Source organism: Ancylobacter sp. (assembly GCF_965279025.1).
Lineage (GTDB): Bacteria > Pseudomonadota > Alphaproteobacteria > Rhizobiales > Xanthobacteraceae > Ancylobacter.
Window position 1 is genome coordinate 2,892,302 of sequence record NZ_OZ257132.1, and the last position, 24,098, is coordinate 2,916,399.

The window sequence follows — 24,098 nt, forward strand, 5'->3', positions numbered from 1 at the left end:
CCGGAAACGCTCGGCCGGGACGACCACGGAGAAATGCGCCCCATGTTTGCCGCTGCCGATGCCGCCCATCGCACCGCCACGCGCGCCATGCCGGCGCCGCCGGTGACGCCGCTCACCACCCGGCTGTTCCGCCTGGTGCTGGCCGCCGTCACGGTCGTCATCCTGGTGGCCGCCTGGTACGAGGCGGAGATGAACCCGGCACAGCTCTGGCGCGACTCCGGCAACATGGCAACCCTCGGCGCCGATTTCCTGCGTCCCGATTTCAGCGACTGGGACGTCTATACCAACGCCATGCTGGAAACGCTGGCGATTGCCATCTGGGGCACCGTGCTGGCGGTGATTGCCGGCATCCCGCTCGGCATCCTCTCGGCCGAGAATGTCGCGCCCCACTGGCTCGCCTTCGCGGTGCGCCGATTGATGGACGCCTGCCGCGCCATCAACGAGCTGGTCTTCGCGCTGATCTTCATCGCCGCCGTGGGCCTCGGCCCCTTTGCCGGCGTGCTGGCGCTGTTCGTCCACACCACCGGCGTGGTCGCCAAGCTGTTTTCCGAGGCGGTCGAGGCCATCGACCCGGCGCCGGTCGAGGGCATTCGCGGCACCGGCGGCACCTGGCTGCAGGAGATCATCTATGGCGTGCTGCCGCAGGTGATGCCGCTGTGGATCTCCTATGCGCTCTACCGCTTCGAATCCAATGTTCGCTCGGCCACCGTGCTCGGCATCGTCGGCGGCGGCGGCATCGGCATGACCTTCAACGAGACGATGCGCGGCTTCCTCTACTCGCAGGCCTCGGCGATCCTCATCATGGTGATCATCACCGTCTCGCTGCTCGACATGGTCAGCCAGCGCATCCGCAAGAAGTTCATCTGACGCAGCGGCCTCAAGCCTTCGCAGCCATGGGATGACGCGTGGGCGCATGGCGTCCGCGCTGTCGTTTCGACCGCCGGCGGCGGCGGTAGCGGGCCATGGCGCGCAAGCTCTCCAAACGGTAATGTTGCGGACACCGTCCCGCCAGCTTCGCCCGGCGTAGATGAGGTGATTGCGACCTCTGCCCGGAGTAGCCCCCTTGCGTGCCATCACCTCCCTGCTCGCCGATGTCTGGCGGCTGTCCATCCCCTATTTTCGCGGCGAGGACAGATGGCGCGGGCTCGCCCTTCTCGTGGCGGTGATCGCCCTGGAGGTTGGCTGGGTCTATGCCAGCGTGCTGATCAACCAGTGGAACGCCGAGTTCTACAACGCGATCCAGGAGAAGAATTATCCCGCCTTCGTCCATCTTCTCTGGATGTTCGCCTTATACGCCGCCGGCGCGATCGCGGTCGCGGTCTATCAGGTCTATCTGCGCCAATGGCTGCAGATACGCTGGCGTACCTGGATGACGGAGAAATACCTCACCGCCTGGCTGGCGGATGAGACCCATTACCGCATGCGGCTGAAGGGCGACGAGGCCGACAACCCCGACCAGCGTATTGCAGAAGATATCAACTCCTATGTCAGCCAGACCTTGGGCCTGTTTCTCGGCCTGCTCGGCGCGGTGATGACGCTGACCTCCTTCGCCGTCATCCTGTGGGGGCTTTCTGGCGATTTCGCCTTCAACCTGTTCGGGGGAAGCTGGCACATACCGGGCTATCTCGTCTGGGCGGCGTTTGCCTATGCGGCGGTTGGCACGCTTATCGCCCATCTCATCGGCCGGGTGCTGGTGAAGCTGAACTATGACCAGCAGCGCTACGAGGCCAATTACCGCGTCGACCTGGTGCGGGTGCGCGAGAATGGCGAGCAGATCGCGCTCATGCAGGGTGGGCCGGTGGAGCGGGCGCGCCTCCTCTCCCGCTTCGGCTATGTCGTGCACAATTACTGGGGCATCATGATCGCGCAGAAGCGGCTGACCTGGTTCACCGCCGGCTATGGCCAGCTTTCGAACATCTTTCCCTTTATCGTTGTGGCACCGGCCTATTTCAGCGGCGCGATCCCGCTCGGCCAGATGATGCAGACCGGCTCCGCCTTCGGCCAGGTGCAGGGCTCATTCTCTTTCTTCATCAACGCCTATACGACGCTGGCCGAATGGAAATCGGTGGTCGACCGGCTCGTCGGCTTCGAGAAGTCCGTCATGGTGACGCAGGCCGAGGCGCTGCGCAGCGATTTCCACCGCGTGCCGGCGACCGGCGCCGCGCCGCTGGCGGTCCGCGCCATGGAGGTTCGCCTGCCGGACGGGCGGGCGCTGCTGGACGTGGCGGCGCTCGATCTGGCGCGTGGCGAGCGCGTGCTGCTCTCCGGCCCCTCGGGCAGCGGCAAGAGCACGCTGCTGCGCGCCATTGCCGGCATCTGGCCGCATGGCCATGGCGAGGTGGCGGTGGCGCCCGACGCGCGGGTGCTGACCCTGCCGCAGCGGCCCTATCTGCCCGTCGGCACGCTGCGCGGCGCGCTGGCCTACCCCGACCCGCTGGAGATGTTTGGCGACGAGGAGCTGCGCGAGGCGCTGGAGGCGGTGGGGCTTCCCGCCCTTGCAGGGCGGCTGGACGAGAGCGCACCCTGGGCCTCGGTGTTGTCGGGTGGAGAGCAGCAGCGCCTTGCCGTGGCGCGTGCGCTGCTGGTGAAGCCGGACGTGCTCATGCTGGACGAGGCCACCTCGGCGCTCGACGAGGCCAGCGAGGCGGCGCTCTACCGGCTGCTGCGCGAAAGGCTGCCGCAGACCGCCCTGCTCTCCATCGGCCACCGCTCCACCCTGATCGAGCAGCACGAGCGGCAAATGGTGCTGAGCCGCGAGGGCAACGGCCCGGCGCGGCTGGTGGACCTTGCGACGGCCTCCGCCGATTGAACCTAGCGCGAGGCGGCGGCGCGGGCCTCCGCCTCGATGGCCAGTGTGCGCTCCAGCAGGATCTCGTAGATCGGCCGCCCGCCCAGCGCCAGGAACACCATGTGCGCGAAGATGGCGCAGATCATGACAGGCACCAGCACCGCATAGGCGCTGGTCAGCTCCAGCACCAGCACCATGCCGACCAGCGGCGCGCCGATGGTGGCGGCGAACAGCCCGCCCATGGCGGCGATGGCGAAGGTGGTGTGCGCCTGGTCCGGCAGGGTGAAGAACAGGTCGAGCGTGGTGCCGTAGCAAAGCCCGATGGTGGTCGCGAGCGCCAGGATAGGCGCGAAGATGCCGCCGGCGACGCCGGTGGAATAGCTCGCCATGGTCATGACGAAGCGCAGCAGCACCACGAAGACCAGCATGGCCAGCGGCAGGTTCTCGCGGGTGAGCTGCACCGCCAGCAATTCGCCGCCCTGCGTCGCCTCCGGCCGCACGAACATCAAGACGCCCACCGTCAGGCCGACAAAGGTCGGGAAGATGTAGAACGAGGTGCGCATGCCCAGCCGCCGCACATGGTCCAGCGACCAGACCAGCGTGCGGTTGAAGACGAAACCCGCCACGCCGAGAATGCCGCCGAGCACCACGAAGGCCGGCAGCCAGCCATAGGGAATGGTGGCGGCCTCCAGCAGCATGTAGGGCCGGGCGCCGGTGAGATATTCGGTGACGATGGCGCTGGCGATGGAGGCCAGCACCACGGCGATATAGGTGCGCGAGGAATAGGGGAACTGCCGCCGCGTTTCCTCGATGACGAACAGCACGGCGGCGAGCGGTGCGTTGAAGGCGGCGGCAAGGCCGGCCGCGCCGCCGGCGGCGAGCAGGCCGCGCATGTCCTCGCCCGACCATTTCATCAGGTCGGACGCTGCCTTGGCGACCGAGGCGCCGATATGGATGGTCGGTCCCTCGCGCCCTAGCACCATGCCGGAGGACAGCGAGAGCAGGCCGGCGACGAACTTCACCGGCAGCACGCGATGCCAGCGCACCTCGCGCAGCCCTTCCATCGCGCCTTCGATTTCCGGCACGCCGGAACCGCTCGCCTCGGGAGCGAAGCGGCGCACCAGCCAGAGCGAGACGAGCGTCATCGCGGCGGCGACCAGCGCGGCGGCGGCATAGAGGGGAAAGCCGTCGAGCCCGAGGCCGGTGTCGAGATAGGCCGGCCAGGCGGCGGTGAGCTTCTCGACGCCGACATGGAAGGCCGAGCCGAGCAGGCCGACAACGGCCCCCACCAGAATCGCCACCGCGTGATACGGCACATTGCTCATGCCTGCCCCTCTGCGTCCCAGCTGCCCCGCATCGGTTAGCATCGCTGGGCGGGGATCGGAAGACCGGGCGGCGCCGTGCACGCGGGCGCCGCCCGGCAATGAGGTCCGGCGGCGCCTATGGCAGCGTCGGCGCGTAGACCGACACCGGCTCGACCGTGTCGATCAGGCCGTGGCTTTTCATGAACTCGCCGAAGCGGGCGTAGCGGCCTGCGTCCAGCGCCGCCGGCGCGTGGGCGAAGCGGCGCAGCGTGTCGGTCCAGGCGGTACGGTTCAGCTCGTCGTCGAGCTTGGGGTTGGCCTTGACGAACAGGCCCCACGCCTCGTCGGGATGGTTGAGGATGTAGATGGTGGCGTCCTCCACCGCCGCGAGGAAGCGCTTCAGCCGGGGATCGCCGATCTTGTCCTTGTGGGTGACATAGATCAGCTCGTCGAACACCGGCACGCCGTGCTCCTCGGGGAAGAAGGCGCGGCCTTCCTTGCCCTCCAGCCGGATCTGGGTGAGCTCGAAATTGCGATAGGCGCCGATGACCGCATCGACCTTGCCGGCGACAAGGGCGGGGGAGAGGGCGAAATTGACGTTGATCATCGTCACGTCCGAGGGCTTCAGCCCGGCGCTCGCCAGCATGGTGCCGAGCAGCGCATCCTCCAGCCCGGCGACGGAGTAGCCTACCGTCTTGCCCTTGAGGTCGGCGATGGAGGTGATGGGCCCGTCCTTCAGCGTCACCAGCGCGGTGAGCGGGGTGGAGATCAGCGTGCCGAAGCGCACCAGCGGCAGGCCCTCCTTCACCGAGAGATAGAGGCTGGGCTGGTAGCTGACCGCGATCTCGGCCTGCCCGGCGGCGACAAGGCGCGGCGGCGCGGACGGGTCGGCCGGGGCGACGAGCTCGACGTCGAGGTCGTGCGCTTTGAAGAAGCCCTTCTCCTGCGCCAGGATCAGCGGCGCATGGTCGGGGTTCACATACCAGTCAAGCAGGACGGTGAGCTTGTCGGCGGCGCTTGCGGGCGCGGCCGAGAAGGCGAGGGCGCAGGCGATGCCTGCGGCGGCGATGGTCTTAAGCATGGATCTCCTCCAGAGTTGGAGACCCGGCGCGAGCTTTCGGGGGAAATCCGGCGCGGGAGTCACGCGCCGCGTGAGGCCCCGCCGTCGCTCCGTCCCTTCGCCGGCATGACCCGGATCAGGTTCAAAGGGTCTGGCGGCTGCCATCTCAGCCCCTTCAGCCTTGCGGCCGGCGGGACACCCCTCGGACAGGCGGAGGCTAGCAGAGCCGGCAAGGAGGGGCAAATGGGGTGGCGCCCGGGAGATTCTAATAGCCCAGCTATCCCGGATCGGTCGGAAGAGAACGTGTTGTCATCCCGGCCGCAGCGAAGCGGAGAGCCGGGACCGCGCGCCCATGCTGCGCGTCCAGCGATCCCGGATCGACGCGGTGCGTCGTCCGGGATGACGGCGCATGGAACCGGGAGGCGCATGGAACCGGGAGGCGCCGCGCCTTACTCTCCCCGCCAGCCGTCGAGATACACCGTGCGCTCGACCCCGGCGAAGCGGCCGAGGCGGGCGAGTTCGGCGTCCAGCGCGTCGAGCCGGCCCTGCGAGGCGCGCACCCCCGGCTCCAGCCAGAGGCGGCGCACGTCGAGCGTGCCGGCCTTGCGGTCCGCCTTCATGTCGATGCGCCCGACCATGCGGTCGCCCTCCAGCAGCGGGAAGACGTAATAGCCATAGACGCGCTTTTCCGCCGGCACGAACACCTCGATGCGGTAGCTGAAGCCGAACAGCCGCTCCGCCCGGGCCCGGTCGCGCAGCAGCGGGTCGAACGGGCTCAGCACCCGCAGCCGGGCGGGCGGGGGCGGCAGCGAATCGAAAATCGCCGCGCTGCCGGCAAAGGCGTGCGAGGCGCGGGGCTTGCCCTCGACGCCCTCGACCAGCACGGGCTCCAGCCGGTCGCCCTGCGCGGCGACCCACGCCTTGGCCTCCTCCGGCGAGACGAGGTCCCAGAACGCGGCGATCTCGCCGGACGTGGCGAAGCCGAGCCGCTCCAGCGCCGAGGTGCAGGCCCAGTCGACGAAGGCTTCCGCACTCACCTCGGCGTCGAGATGGCGGGCGGGGATCACGCGCGCGGTGAGGTCGTAGACCTTCTGGAAGCCTTCGCGCCCGGCAATGGCGAGTGCGCCGGTGCGCCAGTGATATTCCAGAGCGGTCTTTTCCGGGTGCCAGTTCCACCAGCCGCCGGGCGGGCGCTTGCCGGCGACCGGGTCCTGCTCGAAGTCGCGGGCCATCAGCCGGCCTTCGGTGCGCACCCGCTCCAGCACGTGGTCGACATAGGTCTCGAAGCCGTTCTCGTGCCAGCTGCGCCAGCGATCGGCTAGCGTCTGCGTGGCCCGCGCGAAGCGATGCTTCCAATAGGGATAGAAGGCGGTGGGGATGATGGCGGCGTCGTGCGTCCAGTGCTCGAACAGCGCGCCGTCCTTCTCCAGCAGCGCGGTGAGGTGCGCGCGCTTGTAGGTCGGGTTGCGGGCGAACAGGATGTGGTGGTGCGCCCGCTCGACGGTGGAAATGCTGTCGACCTGAACGAAGCCGATCGTCTCGATGAGTTCCAGCAGCCCCGCCTTGCTGAGCGCGCCGCGCGGCCGGCTGAGGCCCTGCTTCGCCAGGAAGACCCGCCGGGCGTCGGCGTTCGAGAGGTTGAGGGTCATGACGGCGCGGTCTCCGGCGCCCAGGGCACCAGGCGCGTCAGCCCGCGATCGACCAGGGTGAACAGGATCAGCGCCATGGCGAGCAACACGGCGAGCGCGGCGAACACCATGTCGGTCTGCATGCGGGCGTTGGAATAGATCATGAGGTAGCCGAGCCCGGCCGAGGCGCCGACCCATTCGCCCACCACCGCGCCGATGGGCGCGACGGCGGTGGCGACCTTGAGGCCGGAGGCGAGCGACGGCAGCGCGGCGGGAATGCGGATGAAGCGCAGCGTCTTCAGCGTACCGGCCCCGCCGAGCCGCGCGAGGTCGACGAGGCCCTGCTCGGTGCGCGCCAGCCCGTCATGAAAGGCCGAGGCGACGGGGAAGAAGATGATGAGGCTCGCCATCACGATCTTCGAGGCGAGGCCGAAGCCGAACCAGATGACCAGCAGCGGCGCGATGGCAAACACCGGCAGCGCCTGCGCCACCAGCAGCACCGGGCGCATGGCGCGGCGCGCCAGCGGCGAGGCGGCCATGGCCAGCGCGCAGGCGATGCCCAGCAACGAGCCGCACAGCAGCCCGAGCAGCATCTCCCCCAGCGTGATGCTGGCATTGTGGGCCAGCACGCCGGCATTGTTCCACGCCGTCATGCCGATGCGCAGCGGGCCGGGCAAGATGTAGGCGGGCACCGCGAGCAGGCGCACCGCGCCTTCCCACAGCCCCAGCAGAACGAGAGTGACGGCAAGCGCGCGCCCGGTGGCGGCCATGGGGAGAATCCTGCATGCGTTGCAGCACTTATAGCCGCCAGCCGGCAAATGCGCGACGCTTGTGCCGGCCTGGAGAGGCTTGACGACCATCAACGCCGTGCCCCTTCATGGCGTCGAAAAAAGTTTCGAGCGGAAACAGGGGAGGAACCCAGATGATCAAGGACATTCTCGTCAGCCTTCGCGTGGGAACAGACGGCGAAGACGTCGCCGTGGATTACGCGGTTTCCGCCGCCGCCGCGCTCGGCGCGCACCTGACCGGCATCGCCGTCAGCTACGAGATCGACGTGCCGCCGGTCTATACGGAAGCATTCTCCACCGATTTCATCGAGTCGCAGCGCGAAGAGAGCCAGCGCCAGGCCAAGACCTCGGTCGAGCGCTTCGGCGAGGCGGCGCGCTCGCTCGGCCTGTCGGGCGAGGTCCGGCTGATCGACGGCACCCCCGGCGGCGCCGCCGAGCAGATCGGCGTGATGGCCCGCCTTTACGACCTCACCATCGTCAACCAGGCCGACCCGGACCGGATGGGCGCCGAGGAGGTCATCACCGAGGCCGTTCTGTTCGATTCCGGCCGGCCGGTGCTGGTGGTGCCGCGCGCGCAGCAGAAACCATTTTCCGCCAAGCGCATCATGGTCGCCTGGGACGGCGGGCGGCCCTCGGCGCGCGCGGTGGCGGAGGCGCGGGCGCTGCTCGGCCACGCCCATCTCGTCGAGGCCGTGGTGGTCGAGACCCCCAAATCGCTGCGGAAAAAGAGCGTGGACCTGCCCGGCGCCGACCTTGCCCGGCATCTGGCGCGGCACGACAAATCAGTGGAACTGCGCAAGCTGGTGCCGGCCAGCGGCGAGGGCATCGCCGATGTGCTGCTGCGGGAAGTGGCGGAGCGCGACATCGATATCGTGGTGATGGGCGGCTACGGCCATTCGCGGCTACGCGAATTCGTGATGGGCGGCGTCACCCGCGACATGCTGGAGCGCATGACGGTGCCGCTGTTCCTCGCCCATTGAGCGCGCCGACACGGTGAACGGCTGCAAGCCCGGCGCCCGCGCCGGGCTTTTGCGTTTCCGGGCCTGTTTCGCTCGATTGCCGGCGGCGGCACGCGCCACGAAGCGACAGGTGATCTCAAGATGTGAAGCGACAGTTCGGTCGTCTGGCTCTACCTATCCACCTCTGTCTGCGGCAGTGACATCAAAGGAAAGACGATGAAAAGGCTCCTCGCCACCGCGCTGGCCCTGATGGCCACCGTCAACATGTCGCTGGCCTGCACGGCGGTGGATATTGTCGCCAAGGATGGCAGCGTCATCGCCGGGCGCACCATGGAATGGGCGTTCGACATGCAGTGGCAGCTGGTGAGCCAGCCCAAGGGCACGGAACTGACGCTGACCGCGCCCACCGCTCTCAACCTGCCGGCCCACAAGGTCGCGACCAGATATGCGGTGGTGGGCGTCAATGCCGGCATCATTCCGGGCGGGGCGCTGCTCGACGGGCAGAATTCCGAAGGCCTGTCGATGAGCGGAAATTTCCTGCCGGGCTTCACCCAGTACCAGACCGTGACCAAGGACGACACGCAGTACCAGACCGTGCTGACCTTCGGCTCCTGGGCGCTCGGCAGCTTCGCCACCGTGGCGGAACTGCGCGCGGCGCTGGCCACCATGAAGGTGTGGGCGGATGACACGCTGCAGAGCGGGCCGACGCCGCCGACCATCCATTTCGTCTTCGTCGACCGCAGCGGCGCCGGCATGGTGGTGGAATATGTAAAGGGCGAGGTGCAGATCCACGACAATGTCGCGCATGTGCTTACCAATGCGCCGACCTATGACTGGCACCTGACCAATGCCCGCAACTATCTGAGCCTGACCACCGTCGGCGTGCCGAGCCAGCAGGTCGGCAGCGTCAACGTGACCGAACTCGGCCAAGGCGGCGGGCTGCTCGGCCTGCCGGGCGACTACACGCCGCCCTCGCGCTTCGTGCGTGCCGCCATGCTGCGCCACAATGTGACCGAGCCGCAGAATGCTGCCGCCGCGGCGCAGGCGGTTGCCCACATTCTCAACAATGTCGACATCCCGCTTGGCATCGCCCAGTCCCGGCTGAAGGACGGCTCGCTTATCTCCGACTATACCCAGTGGGTGGTGGTGAAGGACCTGACCAACAACCGGCTGATGATCGCCGATTACGACAACCGGCTGAACTACCTCACCATCGACCTCGCCCCGCTCTTCGCGCAGACGACGCCGGCGGCGCGGCTGGTCACCGAGCTGCCCTATCCCAAGTCCAGCGCCGGCGCCGAGGTGCTGGCGCCGTGATCGCGGCCGCCGGTCGGCCTCATAGCGGGCCGGCGGTTTGATCCTGTCTGGCCGCAGGCTTGCATAACCTTCGCATCCATTGTGAGGAGGCCGTGCCCATGACGTCCAAGGCCATGCCACCCCCGATCGCCGTGCCGGCGGCCCTTACCGAGGAGCGCGTGCGCGCCGCCGATGCGTTCGCCATCGCCTATGCCCGCAAAAGGGGCGGACGGGTCCGCGTGCGGCCGGATGTGTGGCTGGAGCTGCGCGCGGCCGGCGCGGACATGACGCTCTACATCTGCGACACGCGCTGATCCGGGCCGTCGCGCCATCTTCTGGTGTGTACGAGGCGCCGCTTCCCCCGAGCGCCTCTACAGGCCGAGCACGGCCTTGAACTCATCCGGCAGCGCCACATTGGGCGTGGCGTCCTTGAACATCGGGGCGATCTGCGCCGGCGTGTAGCCGGCATGGCCACAGCCGATGGGCGAGAGCTGGAAGGCGAGGTCCGGCCGGGCGGCGGCGAATTTCAGGAAGCGGCGAACGAATTTCTGGATCTCGGGAAGCGGCAGCGTCTCGATGTCCCAGTCCTTCGTGGGAATGGCAAAGGCGGTGCCGGTCAGCCCGAAGCCGACGCCCCATTCGGCGCCGCGATTGTCATGCGCCCAGCGCGCCGCGCCGCCGGCATGGATGCCGGCGAGATTCGAGCCGAAGACAAAGACCGGGTTGCGCTCCATATCGCTCCTCCTGCGCCTCTTCTTCTTTGGCCGCGAGCAGGTCGCCGCGTCAATGGGGCGGGAGGAAAACGGCCCATGCCCAAGGCGGTTTCCCGCCGCCCGGGCATCGCAGCGATTCGCGTGGGAGGATTCTGGTACAGCTGGGTGGGCTCGAACCACCGACCTCCGGTTCCACAGACCGGCGCTCTAACCAACTGAGCTACAGCTGCGTGCCAGAACGGCGCGGAACCTACTTGGGCGGCCCGCGCTTTGCAAGACCACCGCGCACGCTTCCGCATCGGGCGTGGACAACCTTGCGCCCACCCCTCATATCCGGCGGCGCGCCCGCGCGTGGCATGCTTCCTGTATGATCCTGTCAACCACGGGCGCAAGGGCAGGGAAGACAGCATGCAGACGTCGGAAGCGATCGCGCACGAGGCGGAAAGCCGCGCGAATCTCGGAGCGTTTCTGGACGCCGGGCTGAAGCTCGCCGGTCTGCCGCTGGAGCCGGAGCTGCGCCCGCGCGTACTGATGCATCTTGAGACCGCCGTGGCGATGGCCGGGTTGGTGACGGCCTTCGACCTGCCCGACGAGGCCGAGCCGGCCCCGGTATACCAGCCGTGAGCGCCGCAATGTCTGCCGATTCCGATGCCACGCGTCTGCTCGCGGTGGATCTCCTTGCCGGTCCTGTCACCGAACTCGCCGCCGCCGTGCGCGAGGGCCGGGTGAGTGCCCGCGTCATTGCCGAAGTGGCGCTGGCGCGGATCGACGCCGTCGATCCCGTGCTGAACGCCTTCACCGACGTCACGCGCGCGCGCGCCCTCGCCGAGGCCGACGCTCTCGACGCCGCGCGGGCGGCCGGCGCCGCGCTGGGACCGCTGGCGGGCGTGCCCTTCGCGGTGAAGAACCTGTTCGATCTCAAGGGCCTGCCGACGCGGGCGGGGTCCAGGATCAACCGCGACCGCGCACCGGCGGAGCGCGACGCGACCCTCGTGGAACGTCTCACGGCGGCGGGGGCGGTGTGTGTCGGCGGGCTGAACATGGGCGAGTATGCCTATGATTTCACCGGCGAGAACCTGCATGATGGCGCCTCGCGCAACCCGCACGACCCCGCGCATATGTCCGGCGGCTCCTCGGGCGGCTCAGGTTCGGCGGTGGGCGGCAAGCTGGTGCCGCTGGCGCTGGGCTCGGACACCAATGGCTCGATCCGCGTTCCTTCGTCCTTCTGCGGCATATTCGGGCTGAAGCCGACCTATGGAAGGCTGTCGCGGGCGCGCAGCTTCCCCTTCGTGGCGAGCCTCGACCATCTCGGCCCCTTCGCCCGCCATGTCGGCGACCTCGCCGCCTCCTATGACGCGCTGCTCGGACCGGATGCGGACGATCCCGCGCTCGCCGACAAGCCCTTCGCGCCGACCCTCCCCACGCTCGACGCGCCCGGCGATCTCAAGGTGGCCGTGCTGGGCGGCTGGTTCGCCCGGCAGGGCACGCCGCAGGCCTATGAGGCGGTGGCGCGCGCCGCCACGGCGCTGGGCGCAACCACGACGGTGGAGCTTCCCGAGGTCGAGCGGGCGCGCGCGGCGGCGTATCTCATCTCGATGGCGGAGGGCGCGGCGCTGCATGCGGCGCGGCTGCGCGAGCGGCCGGGCGATTTCGACCCGGCAGTGCGCGAGCGCCTGCTCGCCGGCTCGGTGCTGCCGGCAAGCTGGATCGCAAAGGCGCAGATCTTCCGCCGCTGGTTCCGCGAGCGGGCGCTGGAACTCTACGCCGACTGGGACGTGCTGATCGCCCCCTCCACGCCGGTGCCGGCGCCGCGCGGCGGGCAGACCACCTTCGTGCTCGACGGGCGCGAAATGCTGGTGCGGCCGAATATCGGCATCTACACCCAGCCGATCTCCTTCATTGGCCTGCCGGTGGTGGCGGCCCCGATCCCCACCGGCGAGCGCCTGCCGATCGGCGTGCAGCTCATCGCGGCGCCGTGGCAGGAGGAAAAGGCCCTGCGCGCCGCCCGCGTGCTGGAGCGTGCCGGGATCGCCTTTTCCCCGGAGCCGGCGGTGTGAGCCTCAGTCGCGCCGGAAGGCGAGATTGGCGATAAAGCCGACGCACAGGGCCGCGAGGGCGGTGACGAGGCCGTAGAGCCATGGGTGGTCCTGCGCCGCCGTGGCCACCGTCTGCTCGAAATCGATCTTCGCCACCTCGAAGCCCAGCGCCCCCCGGCCAAGCAGGGCGCCACCGGCGAAGGTCTTGACCACCACCTCGTAGCGGCCGATAGGCGCCGAGCCGGGGATGGGGATGGAGGCCCGAAACACGTTCGGGGCGATGAATTCCACCCCGGCGGGCCGTTCGACATACAGGCCCTGCGCCTGCTTCACCCGCAGGAAGGCCTGCCGGAAGGGGTCCTCGGGCACGACATCGGCGTAATCGGAGCCGATCCGCTGCAGCAGGTGGTTGTTGTTCAGCCCCGCCTGCTCCTGCCGGAGCAGCTCGGCATCGGCCATCAGCGCCGGGTCGCGGCTGGCGAGCACGGCGAGATAGGAGGGGGCGGCGAGGAAGCTGCGGCTGTCGGCATTGACCCAGATGCCGAGAAAGCGCTCCTTGCGCCAGGTGGTGAAGCTCTCATTGGGCCCGCGCACGGTGACGACGACATCCTGCGCAGCGGTGCCGGCCGAGGCCGTGCCGGGATCGATCACGCCGAACAGCACGAGCGTGTCGCCGGTGAAGTTCGAGGTGATCGTGACCCGCGCCTTGGACAGCGAGAGCACCAGCTCCGCGCTCCGCGCCTCGCCGCCGGCAAGGGCGAGCGAGAGGAGAAACAGCAGGCCCGCGATCCCCCTCATCGCGCCGCCTCGTCGATGGTGACGACGTAGCGGTCGGCCGGCGTGACGATCTGGTCGATGGCAACGCGCAGGCCAACGCCCAGCACCAGCAGCCCGAGCAGCAGGCGCAGCTTTTCCGGCCGCATCGCCTGCCCGGCGCGGGTGCCGAACTGCGCGCCGATCGTGCCGCCGACCATGAGCACCAGGCCCAGCACCGCGTCGACCGTCTGGTTGAGCACGGCGTGCATGAGGATGGCGGCGGTCATCGTCACCAGCGTCAGCATCAGCGCGGTGGCGATGGAGGTGAGCGTGGGCACGCGCAGCAGATAGATCAGCGCCGGCACCAGGATGAAGCCGCCGCCAATGCCCATCAGCGCACCGAGGAAGCCGATGGCGAAGCCGATCGCCACCACGGGAATGACCGAGACATAGATCCGCGACTGGCGGAAGCGCATCTTGAACGGCATGCGCAGGAACCATGGATGCGCCCCCGGCCGCTTCACCTGCGCCTTCTCGCCGCGCCATTCGCGCAGCAGCGCGCGCAGGCTCTCCGTCAGCATGAGCGAGCCGATGGTGCCGAGCATGACGATATAGGTGACGGCGATGACCAGATCGAGCTGGCCCTGGCGCCGCAGCAGCATGAAGGTGACGACGCCGGCCAGCGTTCCCGTCAGCCCCCCTGTCAGCAGCACCAGCCCCAGCCGCACATCCACCAGCTTTCGCCGGAGATAGGTGAGCGTGCCGGAGAAGGAGGAGGCGGCCATGTGGGTGGAGACGCTGGCCACCGCCACGGCGGGCGGCACGCCGAGGAAGATCAGCAACGGCGTCATCAGGAAGCCGCCGCCCACGCCGAACATGCCGGAAATGAAGCCGACCGCGATCCCCAGCGCGAGGAGCGTGAAGAGGTTTACCGGCAGTTCCGCTATCGGCAGATAGATCGTCACGGGCAGGTCCGGCAGCGTCGGGGCGTCAAGAGCCCATAGCAGGATTCGCGCGACAAGGATTTAACGACGGCCGCCGGGCGGGCGCGTGCCTTCCCTAATGTAATACATTATGCGCGATAATGTCGATTATCCAATTAAAGCATCATGTAGTATAATGCTGTTGCATTGTCGGATGTGGTAATAAATTTTGTCCGCGAATCTGATTTAAGCGCCGAAATGCCAGTGTTACTGACTTAACCTTTCGTAGCGTCATGCTAGCCTGCCGCGTCAACGGGCCCGAGCGAGGTCCGGCATGCCAGGAGGAAACCCCATGTCTATTTTCCGGCGCGGCCAGCGTAGCGCTGCGCTGCTCGCTTCCACCATGTTCGCGGGCGTGGTGATGGTGTCGGCTGCGGCTCAGGCCCAGTCGACCGACAACATGCAGAAGCTCTCGAACTTCCAGCAGACCGGCGCCTCCATGGAAATGGAAACGGTGCCGCAGACCGGCCCGCGCGTCGACGCCTTCAACCGCACGCTGGCGGGCATCAAGCTGCCGGATGGTTTCCGGATCAAGCTCTACGCGGTCGTGCCGGACGCGCGCGAAATGGCGGTGGGGCCGACCACCGGCGCGGTCTTCGTCGGCACCCGCAAGGCGAAGATCTGGGCCGTCACCGACCGCGACAAGGACCGCGTCGCCGACGAGGTGAAGGTGTTCGCCCCGTCCATCCAGTTCAAGCTGCCGAACGGCGTGTGCTTCTCCAAGGACGGCTTCCTGTTCGTTGCCGAGCAGAACCGCGTCCTTCTCTTCCCCGCCGCCGAATTCTTCTATGAGGGCCCGGACGTCGCCGCCTTCGAGGTAGTGAAGCAGGGTGAACTCATTCCCCCCAGCGAGGAATCCTACAACCACACCGCCCGCGTCTGCCGCATCGGGCCGGACGACAAGCTCTACATCACGCTCGGACAACCCTTCAACGTGTTCGCGCCGGAGAAATACGACCTCTACAAGAAGAACGGCATTGGCGGCATCGTGCGCATGGACCGCGACGGCAAGAACCGCGAAGTCCATGCCTGGGGCGTGCGTAATTCGGTGGGCATGGACTTCAACCCGAAGGACAAGACCCTGTGGTTCACCGACAATCAGGTCGACGGCATGGGTGACAACATCCCGCCCGGCGAACTGAACCGGGCCACCAAGGCCGGCCAGAACTTCGGCTTCCCCTATTTCGGCGGCGGCACCGTTCGCACGGTGGAATACAAGGACCAGACCCCGCCGGCCGACGCGGTGAAGCCGGAGGTCGAGATGGAGGCGCACGCCGCCGATCTCGGCATGACCTTCTACACCGGCAAGCAGTTCCCGGCGAAGTATCGCGGCGGCATCTTCTCGGTGCAGCACGGCTCGTGGAACCGCACCACTCCGGTCGGCGCGCGGGTGATGTTCACCTCGCTGAACGAGGACGGCACCGCCGCCAAGACCGAGCCCTTCGCCGAGGGCTGGCTGTCGAACGGTGAGTATCTCGGTCGTCCGGCCTCGGTAGCGCAGCTTAATGACGGCTCGCTGCTGGTGTCCGACGACACGTCGGGGGCGATCTACCGCATCTCCTACGAGAAGTGAGCCGCCTTCGCCCCTGCGCCTTCGGGCGCGGGGGCACGTTCTTCTTTTGCCGGGAACAATCGATGAAACGAATGATCAGCGTGTCGCTGCTGGCGGCATCGGCGCTCTGGTGCGCTCCGGCCGTGGCGCAGGACGCCAAGGCCGGCCGCGCCAAGGCCTCCGCCCAATGCGCGGTCTGCCACGGCACGGACGGCATCGCGCAACTGCCGACGGCGGCCAACCTCGCCGGCCAGCAGGAGGTCTATCTGGTCAAGGCGCTGGAGGACTTCCGGGCCGGCCGGCGCGTCAACGAGATGATGACGGTGGTGTCCAAAGACCTGACCGATGCCGACATCGCCAATCTCGCCGCGTGGTACGCCGCGATGAAGGTCACCGTGCAGGTGCCCTGAAGCGCAGGCCCTCAGCCTTTTGAGAAACCGATCGGGCGGATGTCACGGGGAGCCGCGGCGTCCGCCTTTCCTTTGGCGGCCGGGTTGCTCACAGGCGCGTGCGGCTCCGCCGGAACTGCGCCAGCAGCGCGACGAGAAGCGCTTCCAGCGCCCGGAGCAGCCGGGCGAGCGCCAGCCGGCCGGGGCGTGGCAGCGGAACATGGACGAAGACCGCGAGCCGTGGGCCGCCATCCGTCCGGCGCCCGGCATGGGCCCAGCCATAGGCGCTCCAGGCAAGGGCATTGCAGACATAGCCTCCGGCGTCGCGCGAGAGCCGCGCCGGCACGCCGGACCCGCGCAGCGCGGCGAGCAGCGGCACCGGCGCCGCGCTCACCCTGCGTTGCGCGGGCGCGCCAGGCGACAGCGGGCGGCAGGCCGGGCGGCGGCGCCCCGCATCTGGAAAGACGCCGGTGGCGTTGCGCGCGACGCATTCGATCGCGACATGCCGACGCCGCGCCGCCACGCCGAGCATCAGCACGATGTCGGGCGCCCTGTCGTCCAGCGTGTCGACGAAGGCAGCGGCCGCGTCCCAGCGGGTGGGCAGCACGTGCGCTTCAAGGCAGGGGCCAGCCCTCAGCCGGCCGCCTGCCACCCGCCGGGCCAGCAGCGCGGCGGGGTTGGCGGGCATGCCGGGGAAGCGGCCGAAGCCGGTGACGAGGACGCGCGGTGTACGCCCGGCCATCAGGCCGCCGGCCTGTCCAGTGCGCGCGAGAGAGCGCCCTGAAGATCGGCAAGCTGAAACGGCTTGTTGAGCACCGGGCAAGAACGCCAGGCGGCATCGATCGCGCTGTCGGTGTAGCCGGTGGAGAAGACGATCGGAATGCCGTGGCCGGCAATGGCTTCGGCGATCGCGTAGCTGTGCCCGGTCCCCAGATTGAGGTCGAGCATGGCGACGTCGATCTCGCCATGGCGGGACGCGACGAAATTCAGGGCGTCGTCGGAACGCGATTCATTGCCGACAACCGTGGCCCCGAGCTCTTCCAGCATGCCCTCGATCATCATCGCGACAAGCGTTTCGTCTTCCACAATGAAGACACGCTGGCCCGACAGCGGGGGCTGATCGTCCATGATGATTACCGTCACTCCTTGCGGCCGGACTTGCTTGCTCGGTGCCGACCACGAACCGTCGCCAAGGCTCGCGTTATTGTTCCATCATTTCGGCTTTTTTGGGAGTCCGCGAGTTAAAGATCGGGCCAGCCGAAAAGAGCCGCAATTTGCGAGGCGCCCAGCGTCGGCGAGAGCGTTCCGCCGGCCACGGCCTGTTCGATGGCGGGCAGTTGCGCGCGGAGCGAGGGCGCGGCGCGCAGGCGCTCGCGCACCCGCTCGTCGAACAGGGTCCACATCCATTTGACCTGCTGCGCCGCGCGCCGCGCGGTCAGGGCGCCGGCGGCCTCGCTGCGCGCCCGGTGCAGGAGCACCTGGTCCCACAGCGCCGCGACGCCCTCGCCGGTGAGCCCGGAATAGGTGAGCACGGGCGTGCTCCAGAACGGCTCGCGCCCGCCCAGCACATGCAGCGCCGCGCGGTACTCACTGGCCGCCGCCCGGGCACGGGCGAGGTTGCCGCCATCGGCCTTGTTCACGGCGACGATGTCGGCGAGCTCGATGATGCCCTTCTTGATGCCCTGCAATTCGTCGCCGGCGCCCGGCAGCATGAGCACGAGGAAAGTGTCGGTCATGTCGGCCACCGCCGTCTCGGACTGGCCGACGCCCACCGTCTCGACCAGGACGACATCATAGCCGGCCGCCTCGCACAGCAGCATGGTCTCCCGCGTGCGCGCCGCCACCCCGCCGAGCGTGCCGCCGGCGGGCGAGGGGCGGATGAAGGCGCGCTCGTCCATCGACAAGCGCGCCATGCGGGTCTTGTCGCCGAGGATGGAGCCGCCCGTCCGGGTGGAGGAGGGGTCGACCGCCAGCACGGCGAGGCGGTGGCCCTGCGCGAGGAGATGACTGCCGAGGGAATCGATCGTCGTCGACTTGCCGACCCCCGGCACGCCGGTGATGCCGACGCGGATTCCTGCAGCTTGATGTGGCAGCAGCGCTTGCAGCAGCGCGCCGGCCCGCGCGCGATGCTCCGCCTTGCGCGATTCCACCAGCGTGATGGCGCGCGCCAGCATCCCGCGATGCCCCCGGCGGACCCCGTCGACCAGCTCATCGAGTGCGGGAAGCGTTGACGCGTGGATCAAATCGGGGCGTCCTGCGCGTGGATGGGAGGAATGCCGGCGGGCGCTAACGTACGTCAGGAATGGGCGAATTCCCAATAGAGCTCGCGCGCGCGGCGATAGACCGGCCCCGGCTGCAGGTCGCGCGTCTCGACCCGCGTCACCGGCGTCACCTTGGAATAATTGCCGGTGGAGAAGATCTCGTCCGCCTCCAGGAAGTCCCGCCAGGTGAGCGCACCTTCCACCACCTCGACCCCGGCCTCGCGCAACAGTTTCAGCGTGCGCGTGCGCGTAATACCCGCCAGAAACGTCCCGTTCGGCGCCGGGGTGAAGGCGACGCCGTCCTTGGCGAGGAAGACGTTGGCGGTGGCGAGTTCGGCGACATTGCCCAGCATGTCGCACAGCACCGCATTGTCGAAGCCCCGGCCATGCGCTTCCACCAGCGCCCGGCTGTTATTGGGGTAGAGGCAGCCGGCCTTGGCGTCGGTGACGGCGCATTCGATGGTCGGGCGGCGGAAGCGCGAAAGGGTGATCGAGGTGCCGTGGTCGGGGCTCGGCATGCCGGCCTCATAGAGGCTGAGGCACCAGCGGGTCGATTCCGGGTCGGCATCGACGGTGCGCGCGCCGGGATATTCCGCCCAGTACATCGGGCGAATGTAGAGCGCGGCGCCGGGCGCGAAGCGCTTGATGCCCTGATGGGTCAGCTCGACCCATTTCTCCACCGAGACAAGCGGCTTCAGCCCCATCGCCACGGCCGAGCGGTTCACCCGCTCGCAGTGCAAGGCGAGGTCCGGCGTCACCCCCTCGAAGGCGCGGGCGCCATCGAACACCGAGGTGCCGAGCCACGCCGCATGGGTGCGCACGCCCATGATCAGGACATTGCCCTCCTGCCACGCGCCGTCGACAAAGCTCCAGGTCTGGGTCCAGTGATGCGACATGGCGCCCGCTACTCCGCCAGCGCGGCCAGGATGCGAACCCAGCTGCGGATGCCCTTGTGGAACGAGGCGAGATTGTATTTCTCGTTCGGCGAGTGGATGCGGTCGTCATCGAGCGCGAAGCCGACCAGCAGCGTGTCTTGACCGAGCGTCTTCTTGAAATGCCCGACGATCGGGATAGAGCCACCCGCCCCGACCGTGACCGGCGGTTTGCCCCATTCATCCGCCAGCGCACCGGCGGCCTTGGCGAGGTCGGGGTTGTCATGCGCCACGGCAACGGCGGGCGAGCCGTCGCCGCTCAGGAATTCCACCGAGCAATCGGCTGGCAGGTGCCCGCGCACGAAGGCACGGACCGCGTCGCGCACATGGACCGGGTCCTGTCCGGCGACGAGGCGGCAGGTGATCTTGGCGGTGGCAATGGAGGGGATGACCGTCTTGGCGCCTTCGCCGATATAGCCGCCCCACATGCCATTGACCTCGAAGGTGGGGCGCGAGGTGGTCATCTCGACCAGGGAGCGACCCTGCTCGCCAATGGGCTGGGACAGGCCGACGGGGCCGAGGAAGTTCTCCGGCGTCAGGTCCAGCGCCGCCCACTGGGCCTTCACCTCATCCGGCGGTTCGACGACGCCGTCATAGAAACCCGGAATGGTGATCCGCCCATCCGACCCATGCACGGCGCCGACGATCCTGGACAGCACATGCAGCGGGTTGGCCGCCGCGCCGCCATAATAGCCGGAATGCAGGTCGCGATTGGCGCAGGTGACGACGATCTCGTCATGCATCATGCCCCGCAGCGACACGGTGATCGCCGGAGTGGTGCTGTTCCACATGCTGGTGTCGCAGACCAGCGCGATATCGGCGGCGAGCTTGCCCCTGTTGGCGGCGAGGAAGGACGGCAAATTGCCGGAACCGTTCTCCTCCTCGCCTTCCACCAGAACGGTGACGTCGACGGGCAGGCTTCCGGTCACCTTGAGATAGGCGCGGCAGGCCTCGACGAAGGTCATCACCTGGCCCTTGTCGTCGGATGAGCCACGCGCGACGATCCGCCGGCTGCCGTCCGGTCCGTCGACCAGCTGGGGTTCGAAGGGCGGGCTCCCCCACAGTTCGAGCGGATCGACCGGCTGCACGTCGTAATGGCCATAGAACATCACGCGGCGGGCGGCGCCCTGCTCCGAGCGGGCCGTGACGATGGGATGGCCGGGCGTGTCGTTGAGCCTTGCCGTCAGCCCGAGCGAGGCGAGATCGTCCACCAGCCACTGCCCGGCGCGCCGGCACTCGGCTGCATAGGCGCGGTCGGTGGAGATGGAGGGGATGCGCAGGAGGGCAAACAGACGCTCGATGCTGGCATCGAGGTCGGCATCCACGGCAGCGAGAACGCGGTCGAGATCACTCATCGGATGGGGTCACTTGCGGCGGTTGGATGGTTTGGAACCGGTGAAGCTGTCGAAAATCTGGGCGAGATCGTCGGTGGATTTGGCGCTGGAAGCTCGCGTGGGCGGCGAGGACATGGCGCGGGTGGTCGTGCGGGCACGGCCGCCCAGCACATTGCGCAGGATGGCCTTCGTCACCTGATTGGTGACCTCGCGGGCGACCTGCCGGGTCACCTGCTCGCCCACGCTCATGCGACCGCGCGAGGGCGTGCCGAAGATGCCGCCGAGCACGCTGCCGAGCCATCCGCCGCCGGCGGCATCGGCCTCGGTGGGCGCGGGCGCGCTGCCGGGGGAAGGCGCTGCCGGGGCCTCGGCGGGGGCGTTCGCCTCCGCGCGCTTGGTGAGCATTTCATAGGCCGACTCGCGGTCGAGCGTCTCGTCATAGAGGCCCCGCACCGGGCTCTGCGCGATGGCGACCTTGCGCAGTTCCGGCGTGATGGGGCCGACCCGGCCGGCCGGCGGGGCGATGAGCGTGCGCTCGACGATGGAAGGCGTGCCGTTGCCTTCCAGCATCGATACCAGCGCTTCGCCCTTGCCGAGCTCGGTGATGACCTGCGCGGTGTTCAGCTTCGGGTTGGGGCGGAACGTGTCGGCCGCGGCCTTCACCGCTTTCTGGTCGCGGGGGGTGAACGCCCGCAGGGCGTGCTGCACGCGGTTGCCGAGCTGCGCCAGCACGCTGTCGGGCACGTCGAGCGGGTTCTGGGTGACGAAATACACACCCACGCCCTTGGAGCGGATGAGGCGCACGACCTGCTCGACCTTCTGCAGCAGCGCCTTGGGCGCCTCATCGAACAGCAGATGCGCTTCGTCGAAGAAGAACACCACCTTCGGCTTGTCCGGGTCGCCGATCTCCGGAAGCTCCTCGAACAGCTCGGAGAGCAGCCAAAGAAGGAAGGTGGCGTAGAGCTGGGGGGAGCCCATCAGCCTGTCGGCCGCGAGCAGCGAGATGGTGCCATAGCCCGAGCGCGGATCGACGCGCATGATGTCGCTGATCTTCAGCGCCGGCTCACCGAAGAACGAATCCGCACCCTGATTTTCCAGCACCAGCAGCGAGCGCTGGATGGCGCCGACCGTGGCGGACGAAACATTGCCATAGGTGGTGGTGAGCTTGGCCGCGTTCTCCGCCACGAAGGCGAGCATGGCCCGCAGGTCCTTCAGGTCGAGAAGCAGCAGTCCCTGCTCGTCGGCGATGCGGAAGACGACATTGAGCACGCCCTCCTGCACGTCGTTGAGGTTCATCAGCCGCGCCAGCAGCAGCGGCCCCATCTCGGAGACGGTGGTGCGGACCGGATGGCCCTGCTCGCCGAACAGGTCCCAGAAGATCACCGGGAACTCGTCCGGAACATAGTCGACGCCGATCTCGGCGCAGCGCTTGACGATCCAGTCCTGCCCCTCGCCGGGCATGGCGACGCCGGAGAGGTCGCCCTTGATGTCGGCGGCGAAGACCGGAACGCCGGCGCGGGAAAAACCTTCCGCCAAGGTCTGCAGGGTCACGGTCTTGCCGGTGCCGGTCGCGCCGGTGGCAAGGCCATGGCGGTTGGCGAGCTTCAGGGAGAGGTATTCGGGCTTGCCGCCTTCCTCGCCGCTGTCCTTGCCGCCATCGCCCGACGTGCTGCGGCCGACGAAAATCTTGCCGTCGATGTCACCGGGCATGGCCGTCTCCTCCGCACGCTCGCGTTGTCTCCTTTAGAGCGCAGGCGGGGGCGGTTCGGCAAGCTGCACCGCAACGTCAAAAGCCATTGCCCGTCAGGAGGCGCTTGCGTTCCGCGTGGCGGCGGGCGATTTGGGAGGCAAGACAGCAACGCCGGGAACATGATGGCTCCTCTCATCCCGCCTACCCAGCGCGTGTTCGATGCGCGCGGCCGCCGGCTCGACTATGCCGGCCGCACGCTGGTGATGGGCATTCTCAATGTGACGCCGGATTCCTTCTCCGATGGCGGGCGCAGTGCCGCACTGGACGACGCGCTGGCCAACGCCCACCGGCTGGTGGCCGAGGGCGCCGACATTCTCGACATTGGCGGCGAATCGACCCGACCCGGCCACACGCCCGTGCCGGCGGAGGAGGAACTACGCCGCGTGCTCCCGGCGGTCGAGGCGCTGGCGGGCCTGCCGGTGCCCATTTCCATCGACACCCAGAAAGCGGCGGTCGCGGACGAGGCGCTGAAGGCCGGGGCTAGCATCGTCAACGATATATGGGGGCTGATGGGCGATCCGGAGATGGCCCGGGTGGCGGCCGCCCATGAGGCCGGCGTGGTGGCGATGCACAACCGCGCCAATGTCGACCCGGCAGTGGACATCGTTGCCGACATCCTCGCCTTCTTCGAGCAGTTGCTGGAGCGGGCGGCGCGCGCCGGCATCCGCCCCGACCGCATCAGCCTCGATCCCGGCATCGGCTTCGGCAAGACCTTCGAGCAGAACCTGAAGGCGCTGGGCTCGCTCGCCGTCTTCGGCAGGCTCGGCTTTCCGGTGCTGCTCGGTACTTCGCGCAAATCGCTGATCGGCAAAGTGATCGAAGCGACGCCCGCCGAGCGCCTGCCGGGCACCATCGCTTCAAACGTGATCGGCATTCTGGCCGGCTGCGCGATCATCCGCGTGCACGATGTCGCCGCCCATGTGCAGGCGGCACGGGTGACGGAGGCGATCCGAAATGCCTCCTAAGTTGCCTCCTGAGTTCTTCATCCGACGGCCGCGCAAGGTCGAGAAGCGCGTCGCCTATCTCTGTCTCGGCTCCAATCTCGGTGACCGCGCGGGAACCATGGCGAAGGCGGTGGGGCTGATCGCCCGCACGGGGCTGAAGATCATTGCCCGCTCCTCGCTCTACGAGACGCCGCCCTGGGGGCCGGTGCCGCAGGGGCCGTATCTGAACATGGTGGTGGCGGTGGAGACCGAGCTTTCCGCAAGGGAACTTCTCCACATGTTGCTGGGTGTCGAGCATGGCTTCGGGCGCGACCGCACCCGCGAGGTGCGCTTCGGGCCGCGGACCATCGACATCGACATCCTGCTGTATGGCGACGAGGTGATTGCCGAGCCCGACCTCGAAATCCCGCATCCGCGCATGATGGAGCGTGCCTTCGCGCTCATCCCGCTGAGCGAACTGGCGCCGGACCTCGTGGTCGGCGGCGTGGCGGTCACAGTGGCCCTGGCGCAGCTCGACCGCAGCGGCATCGTCAAGGTGGAGCCGCAGCCGGCCGGGGACTGAAACGCGAAGGGGCGACGGATCGCTCCGCCGCCCTTTCCCAAATATCGCTCAGACAGTGGAGGG

24 protein-coding genes, 1 tRNA gene and 1 riboswitch are annotated in these 24,098 nt (G+C 68.3%); of the genes, 11 read left to right on the forward strand and 14 right to left on the reverse strand.

Going from position 1 to position 24,098, the window contains the following annotated elements; all coding sequences use genetic code 11:
• Positions 1–42: 42 nt before the first annotated feature.
• Entirely contained in the window at positions 43–867 is an 825-nt protein-coding gene (phnE, locus tag ACQY76_RS13230) for a phosphonate ABC transporter, permease protein PhnE (RefSeq protein WP_428029199.1), read from the forward strand.
• Between the two features lie 196 nt (positions 868–1,063).
• Positions 1,064–2,809 (forward strand): ABC transporter ATP-binding protein/permease, encoded by a 1,746-nt coding sequence (locus ACQY76_RS13235; RefSeq protein ID WP_428029200.1) that lies wholly within the window; start codon positions 1,064–1,066, stop codon positions 2,807–2,809.
• Positions 2,810–2,811: 2 nt separating this feature from the next.
• Here the strand turns inward: ACQY76_RS13235 and clcA are convergent, their stop codons facing one another.
• The 4 genes from clcA to ACQY76_RS13255 form a co-directional block, all read right to left on the reverse strand.
• Positions 2,812–4,113, reverse strand: coding sequence for a H(+)/Cl(-) exchange transporter ClcA (clcA, locus tag ACQY76_RS13240; protein WP_428029201.1), 1,302 nt, complete (start codon positions 4,111–4,113; stop codon positions 2,812–2,814).
• Positions 4,114–4,228: 115 nt separating this feature from the next.
• Positions 4,229–5,173, reverse strand: coding sequence for an ABC transporter substrate-binding protein (locus tag ACQY76_RS13245; protein WP_428029202.1), 945 nt, complete (start codon positions 5,171–5,173; stop codon positions 4,229–4,231).
• 75 nt (positions 5,174–5,248) lie between these two features.
• A riboswitch (TPP riboswitch) is annotated at positions 5,249–5,365 on the reverse strand.
• 236 nt (positions 5,366–5,601) lie between these two features.
• Positions 5,602–6,801, reverse strand: a complete 1,200-nt coding sequence (locus ACQY76_RS13250; protein WP_428029203.1) for a winged helix-turn-helix domain-containing protein — start codon at positions 6,799–6,801, stop codon at positions 5,602–5,604.
• Entirely contained in the window at positions 6,798–7,550 is a 753-nt protein-coding gene (locus tag ACQY76_RS13255) for an ABC transporter permease (RefSeq protein WP_428029204.1), read from the reverse strand. The genes ACQY76_RS13250 and ACQY76_RS13255 overlap by 4 nt, the downstream gene beginning before the upstream one ends.
• Before the next feature lie 152 nt (positions 7,551–7,702).
• Between ACQY76_RS13255 and ACQY76_RS13260 the strand changes: the two genes are divergently transcribed.
• From ACQY76_RS13260 to ACQY76_RS13270, 3 genes are all read left to right on the forward strand, one after another.
• Positions 7,703–8,548 (forward strand): universal stress protein, encoded by an 846-nt coding sequence (locus tag ACQY76_RS13260; protein ID WP_428029205.1) that lies wholly within the window; start codon positions 7,703–7,705, stop codon positions 8,546–8,548.
• 195 nt (positions 8,549–8,743) lie between these two features.
• Complete coding sequence (locus ACQY76_RS13265; RefSeq protein WP_428029206.1) at positions 8,744–9,844, forward strand: choloylglycine hydrolase family protein; 1,101 nt, start codon at positions 8,744–8,746, stop codon at positions 9,842–9,844.
• 98 nt (positions 9,845–9,942) lie between these two features.
• A complete protein-coding gene (locus tag ACQY76_RS13270; RefSeq protein WP_428029207.1) occupies positions 9,943–10,137 on the forward strand; it encodes a hypothetical protein in 195 nt (64 codons plus the stop codon).
• 57 nt (positions 10,138–10,194) lie between these two features.
• Here the strand turns inward: ACQY76_RS13270 and ACQY76_RS13275 are convergent, their stop codons facing one another.
• Positions 10,195–10,557 carry an A1S_2505 family phage non-structural protein gene (locus tag ACQY76_RS13275; protein ID WP_428029208.1) on the reverse strand — a complete coding sequence of 121 codons (363 nt, stop codon included), beginning with the start codon at positions 10,555–10,557 and terminating at the stop codon, positions 10,195–10,197.
• A gap of 132 nt (positions 10,558–10,689) precedes the next feature.
• Positions 10,690–10,766: transfer RNA gene (locus tag ACQY76_RS13280), tRNA-His, on the reverse strand.
• A 178-nt stretch (positions 10,767–10,944) separates the two neighbouring features.
• Here ACQY76_RS13280 and ACQY76_RS13285 point away from each other — a divergent pair.
• Both ACQY76_RS13285 and ACQY76_RS13290 read left to right on the forward strand, forming a co-directional pair.
• Positions 10,945–11,160, forward strand: a complete 216-nt coding sequence (locus tag ACQY76_RS13285; protein ID WP_428029209.1) for a DUF4089 domain-containing protein — start codon at positions 10,945–10,947, stop codon at positions 11,158–11,160.
• A gap of 8 nt (positions 11,161–11,168) precedes the next feature.
• Positions 11,169–12,593: an AtzE family amidohydrolase gene (locus ACQY76_RS13290; protein ID WP_428029210.1), complete on the forward strand. Its 1,425-nt coding sequence runs from the start codon at positions 11,169–11,171 to the stop codon at positions 12,591–12,593.
• A gap of 3 nt (positions 12,594–12,596) precedes the next feature.
• Here ACQY76_RS13290 and ACQY76_RS13295 read toward each other — a convergent pair whose 3' ends face one another.
• Positions 12,597–13,370, reverse strand: coding sequence for a TIGR02186 family protein (locus ACQY76_RS13295; protein ID WP_428029211.1), 774 nt, complete (start codon positions 13,368–13,370; stop codon positions 12,597–12,599).
• Positions 13,367–14,293 (reverse strand): sulfite exporter TauE/SafE family protein, encoded by a 927-nt coding sequence (locus ACQY76_RS13300; RefSeq protein WP_428029212.1) that lies wholly within the window; start codon positions 14,291–14,293, stop codon positions 13,367–13,369. Before ACQY76_RS13300 ends, ACQY76_RS13295 begins: the two co-directional genes overlap by 4 nt.
• Positions 14,294–14,603: 310 nt before the next feature.
• Here ACQY76_RS13300 and ACQY76_RS13305 point away from each other — a divergent pair, with 310 nt between their 5' ends.
• Together ACQY76_RS13305 and ACQY76_RS13310 are read left to right on the forward strand one after the other, a co-directional pair.
• The gene (locus ACQY76_RS13305) at positions 14,604–15,884 is read left to right on the forward strand and encodes a PQQ-dependent sugar dehydrogenase (protein ID WP_428029213.1); all 1,281 of its coding nucleotides are present in this window, start codon (positions 14,604–14,606) and stop codon (positions 15,882–15,884) included.
• Between the two features lie 71 nt (positions 15,885–15,955).
• Positions 15,956–16,273, forward strand: coding sequence for a c-type cytochrome (locus ACQY76_RS13310; protein WP_428033010.1), 318 nt, complete (start codon positions 15,956–15,958; stop codon positions 16,271–16,273).
• An 88-nt stretch (positions 16,274–16,361) separates the two neighbouring features.
• Here the strand turns inward: ACQY76_RS13310 and ACQY76_RS13315 are convergent, their stop codons facing one another.
• From ACQY76_RS13315 to ACQY76_RS13340, 6 genes are all read right to left on the reverse strand, one after another.
• Positions 16,362–16,994 (reverse strand): peptidase C15, encoded by a 633-nt coding sequence (locus tag ACQY76_RS13315; protein WP_428029214.1) that lies wholly within the window; start codon positions 16,992–16,994, stop codon positions 16,362–16,364.
• A complete protein-coding gene (locus ACQY76_RS13320; protein ID WP_428029215.1) occupies positions 16,994–17,380 on the reverse strand; it encodes a response regulator in 387 nt (128 codons plus the stop codon). Before ACQY76_RS13320 ends, ACQY76_RS13315 begins: the two co-directional genes overlap by 1 nt.
• Before the next feature lie 113 nt (positions 17,381–17,493).
• Positions 17,494–18,426, reverse strand: a complete 933-nt coding sequence (gene meaB / locus ACQY76_RS13325) for a methylmalonyl Co-A mutase-associated GTPase MeaB (protein ID WP_428033011.1) — start codon at positions 18,424–18,426, stop codon at positions 17,494–17,496.
• Positions 18,427–18,548: 122 nt separating this feature from the next.
• The gene (locus ACQY76_RS13330) at positions 18,549–19,409 is read right to left on the reverse strand and encodes a branched-chain amino acid aminotransferase (protein ID WP_428029216.1); all 861 of its coding nucleotides are present in this window, start codon (positions 19,407–19,409) and stop codon (positions 18,549–18,551) included.
• Between the two features lie 8 nt (positions 19,410–19,417).
• On the reverse strand, positions 19,418–20,800 hold the full coding sequence (locus tag ACQY76_RS13335; protein WP_428029217.1) for a dipeptidase: 1,383 nt from the start codon (positions 20,798–20,800) through the stop codon (positions 19,418–19,420).
• A 9-nt stretch (positions 20,801–20,809) separates the two neighbouring features.
• Entirely contained in the window at positions 20,810–22,489 is a 1,680-nt protein-coding gene (locus ACQY76_RS13340; protein ID WP_428029218.1) for a helicase HerA-like domain-containing protein, read from the reverse strand.
• A 162-nt stretch (positions 22,490–22,651) separates the two neighbouring features.
• On the opposite strand from ACQY76_RS13340, the gene folP reads away from it, so the two are divergent.
• Positions 22,652–23,494 (forward strand): dihydropteroate synthase, encoded by an 843-nt coding sequence (gene folP, locus ACQY76_RS13345; protein ID WP_428033012.1) that lies wholly within the window; start codon positions 22,652–22,654, stop codon positions 23,492–23,494.
• Positions 23,484–24,035, forward strand: coding sequence for a 2-amino-4-hydroxy-6-hydroxymethyldihydropteridine diphosphokinase (gene folK, locus ACQY76_RS13350; RefSeq protein ID WP_428029219.1), 552 nt, complete (start codon positions 23,484–23,486; stop codon positions 24,033–24,035). The genes folP and folK overlap by 11 nt, the downstream gene beginning before the upstream one ends.
• The last annotated feature ends 63 nt before the right edge of the window (positions 24,036–24,098 follow it).

Coding starts and splice junctions, on each gene's coding strand:
- ACQY76_RS13335 (WP_428029217.1), bottom strand. CDS start 20,800: ATGAGTGATCTCGACCGCGTTCTCGCTGCCGTGGATGCCGACCTCGAT.
- ACQY76_RS13330 (WP_428029216.1), bottom strand. CDS start 19,409: ATGTCGCATCACTGGACCCAGACCTGGAGCTTTGTCGACGGCGCGTGG.
- ACQY76_RS13275 (WP_428029208.1), bottom strand. CDS start 10,557: ATGGAGCGCAACCCGGTCTTTGTCTTCGGCTCGAATCTCGCCGGCATC.
- phnE (WP_428029199.1), top strand. CDS start 43: ATGTTTGCCGCTGCCGATGCCGCCCATCGCACCGCCACGCGCGCCATG.
- ACQY76_RS13290 (WP_428029210.1), top strand. CDS start 11,169: ATGTCTGCCGATTCCGATGCCACGCGTCTGCTCGCGGTGGATCTCCTT.
- ACQY76_RS13305 (WP_428029213.1), top strand. CDS start 14,604: ATGTCTATTTTCCGGCGCGGCCAGCGTAGCGCTGCGCTGCTCGCTTCC.
- ACQY76_RS13255 (WP_428029204.1), bottom strand. CDS start 7,550: ATGGCCGCCACCGGGCGCGCGCTTGCCGTCACTCTCGTTCTGCTGGGG.
- ACQY76_RS13310 (WP_428033010.1), top strand. CDS start 15,956: ATGATCAGCGTGTCGCTGCTGGCGGCATCGGCGCTCTGGTGCGCTCCG.
- ACQY76_RS13285 (WP_428029209.1), top strand. CDS start 10,945: ATGCAGACGTCGGAAGCGATCGCGCACGAGGCGGAAAGCCGCGCGAAT.
- ACQY76_RS13245 (WP_428029202.1), bottom strand. CDS start 5,173: ATGCTTAAGACCATCGCCGCCGCAGGCATCGCCTGCGCCCTCGCCTTC.
- ACQY76_RS13320 (WP_428029215.1), bottom strand. CDS start 17,380: ATGGACGATCAGCCCCCGCTGTCGGGCCAGCGTGTCTTCATTGTGGAA.
- clcA (WP_428029201.1), bottom strand. CDS start 4,113: ATGAGCAATGTGCCGTATCACGCGGTGGCGATTCTGGTGGGGGCCGTT.
- ACQY76_RS13270 (WP_428029207.1), top strand. CDS start 9,943: ATGACGTCCAAGGCCATGCCACCCCCGATCGCCGTGCCGGCGGCCCTT.
- ACQY76_RS13265 (WP_428029206.1), top strand. CDS start 8,744: ATGAAAAGGCTCCTCGCCACCGCGCTGGCCCTGATGGCCACCGTCAAC.
- ACQY76_RS13315 (WP_428029214.1), bottom strand. CDS start 16,994: ATGGCCGGGCGTACACCGCGCGTCCTCGTCACCGGCTTCGGCCGCTTC.
- ACQY76_RS13340 (WP_428029218.1), bottom strand. CDS start 22,489: ATGCCCGGTGACATCGACGGCAAGATTTTCGTCGGCCGCAGCACGTCG.
- folP (WP_428033012.1), top strand. CDS start 22,652: ATGGCTCCTCTCATCCCGCCTACCCAGCGCGTGTTCGATGCGCGCGGC.
- ACQY76_RS13250 (WP_428029203.1), bottom strand. CDS start 6,801: ATGACCCTCAACCTCTCGAACGCCGACGCCCGGCGGGTCTTCCTGGCG.
- meaB (WP_428033011.1), bottom strand. CDS start 18,426: ATGCTGGCGCGCGCCATCACGCTGGTGGAATCGCGCAAGGCGGAGCAT.
- ACQY76_RS13295 (WP_428029211.1), bottom strand. CDS start 13,370: ATGAGGGGGATCGCGGGCCTGCTGTTTCTCCTCTCGCTCGCCCTTGCC.
- folK (WP_428029219.1), top strand. CDS start 23,484: ATGCCTCCTAAGTTGCCTCCTGAGTTCTTCATCCGACGGCCGCGCAAG.
- ACQY76_RS13260 (WP_428029205.1), top strand. CDS start 7,703: ATGATCAAGGACATTCTCGTCAGCCTTCGCGTGGGAACAGACGGCGAA.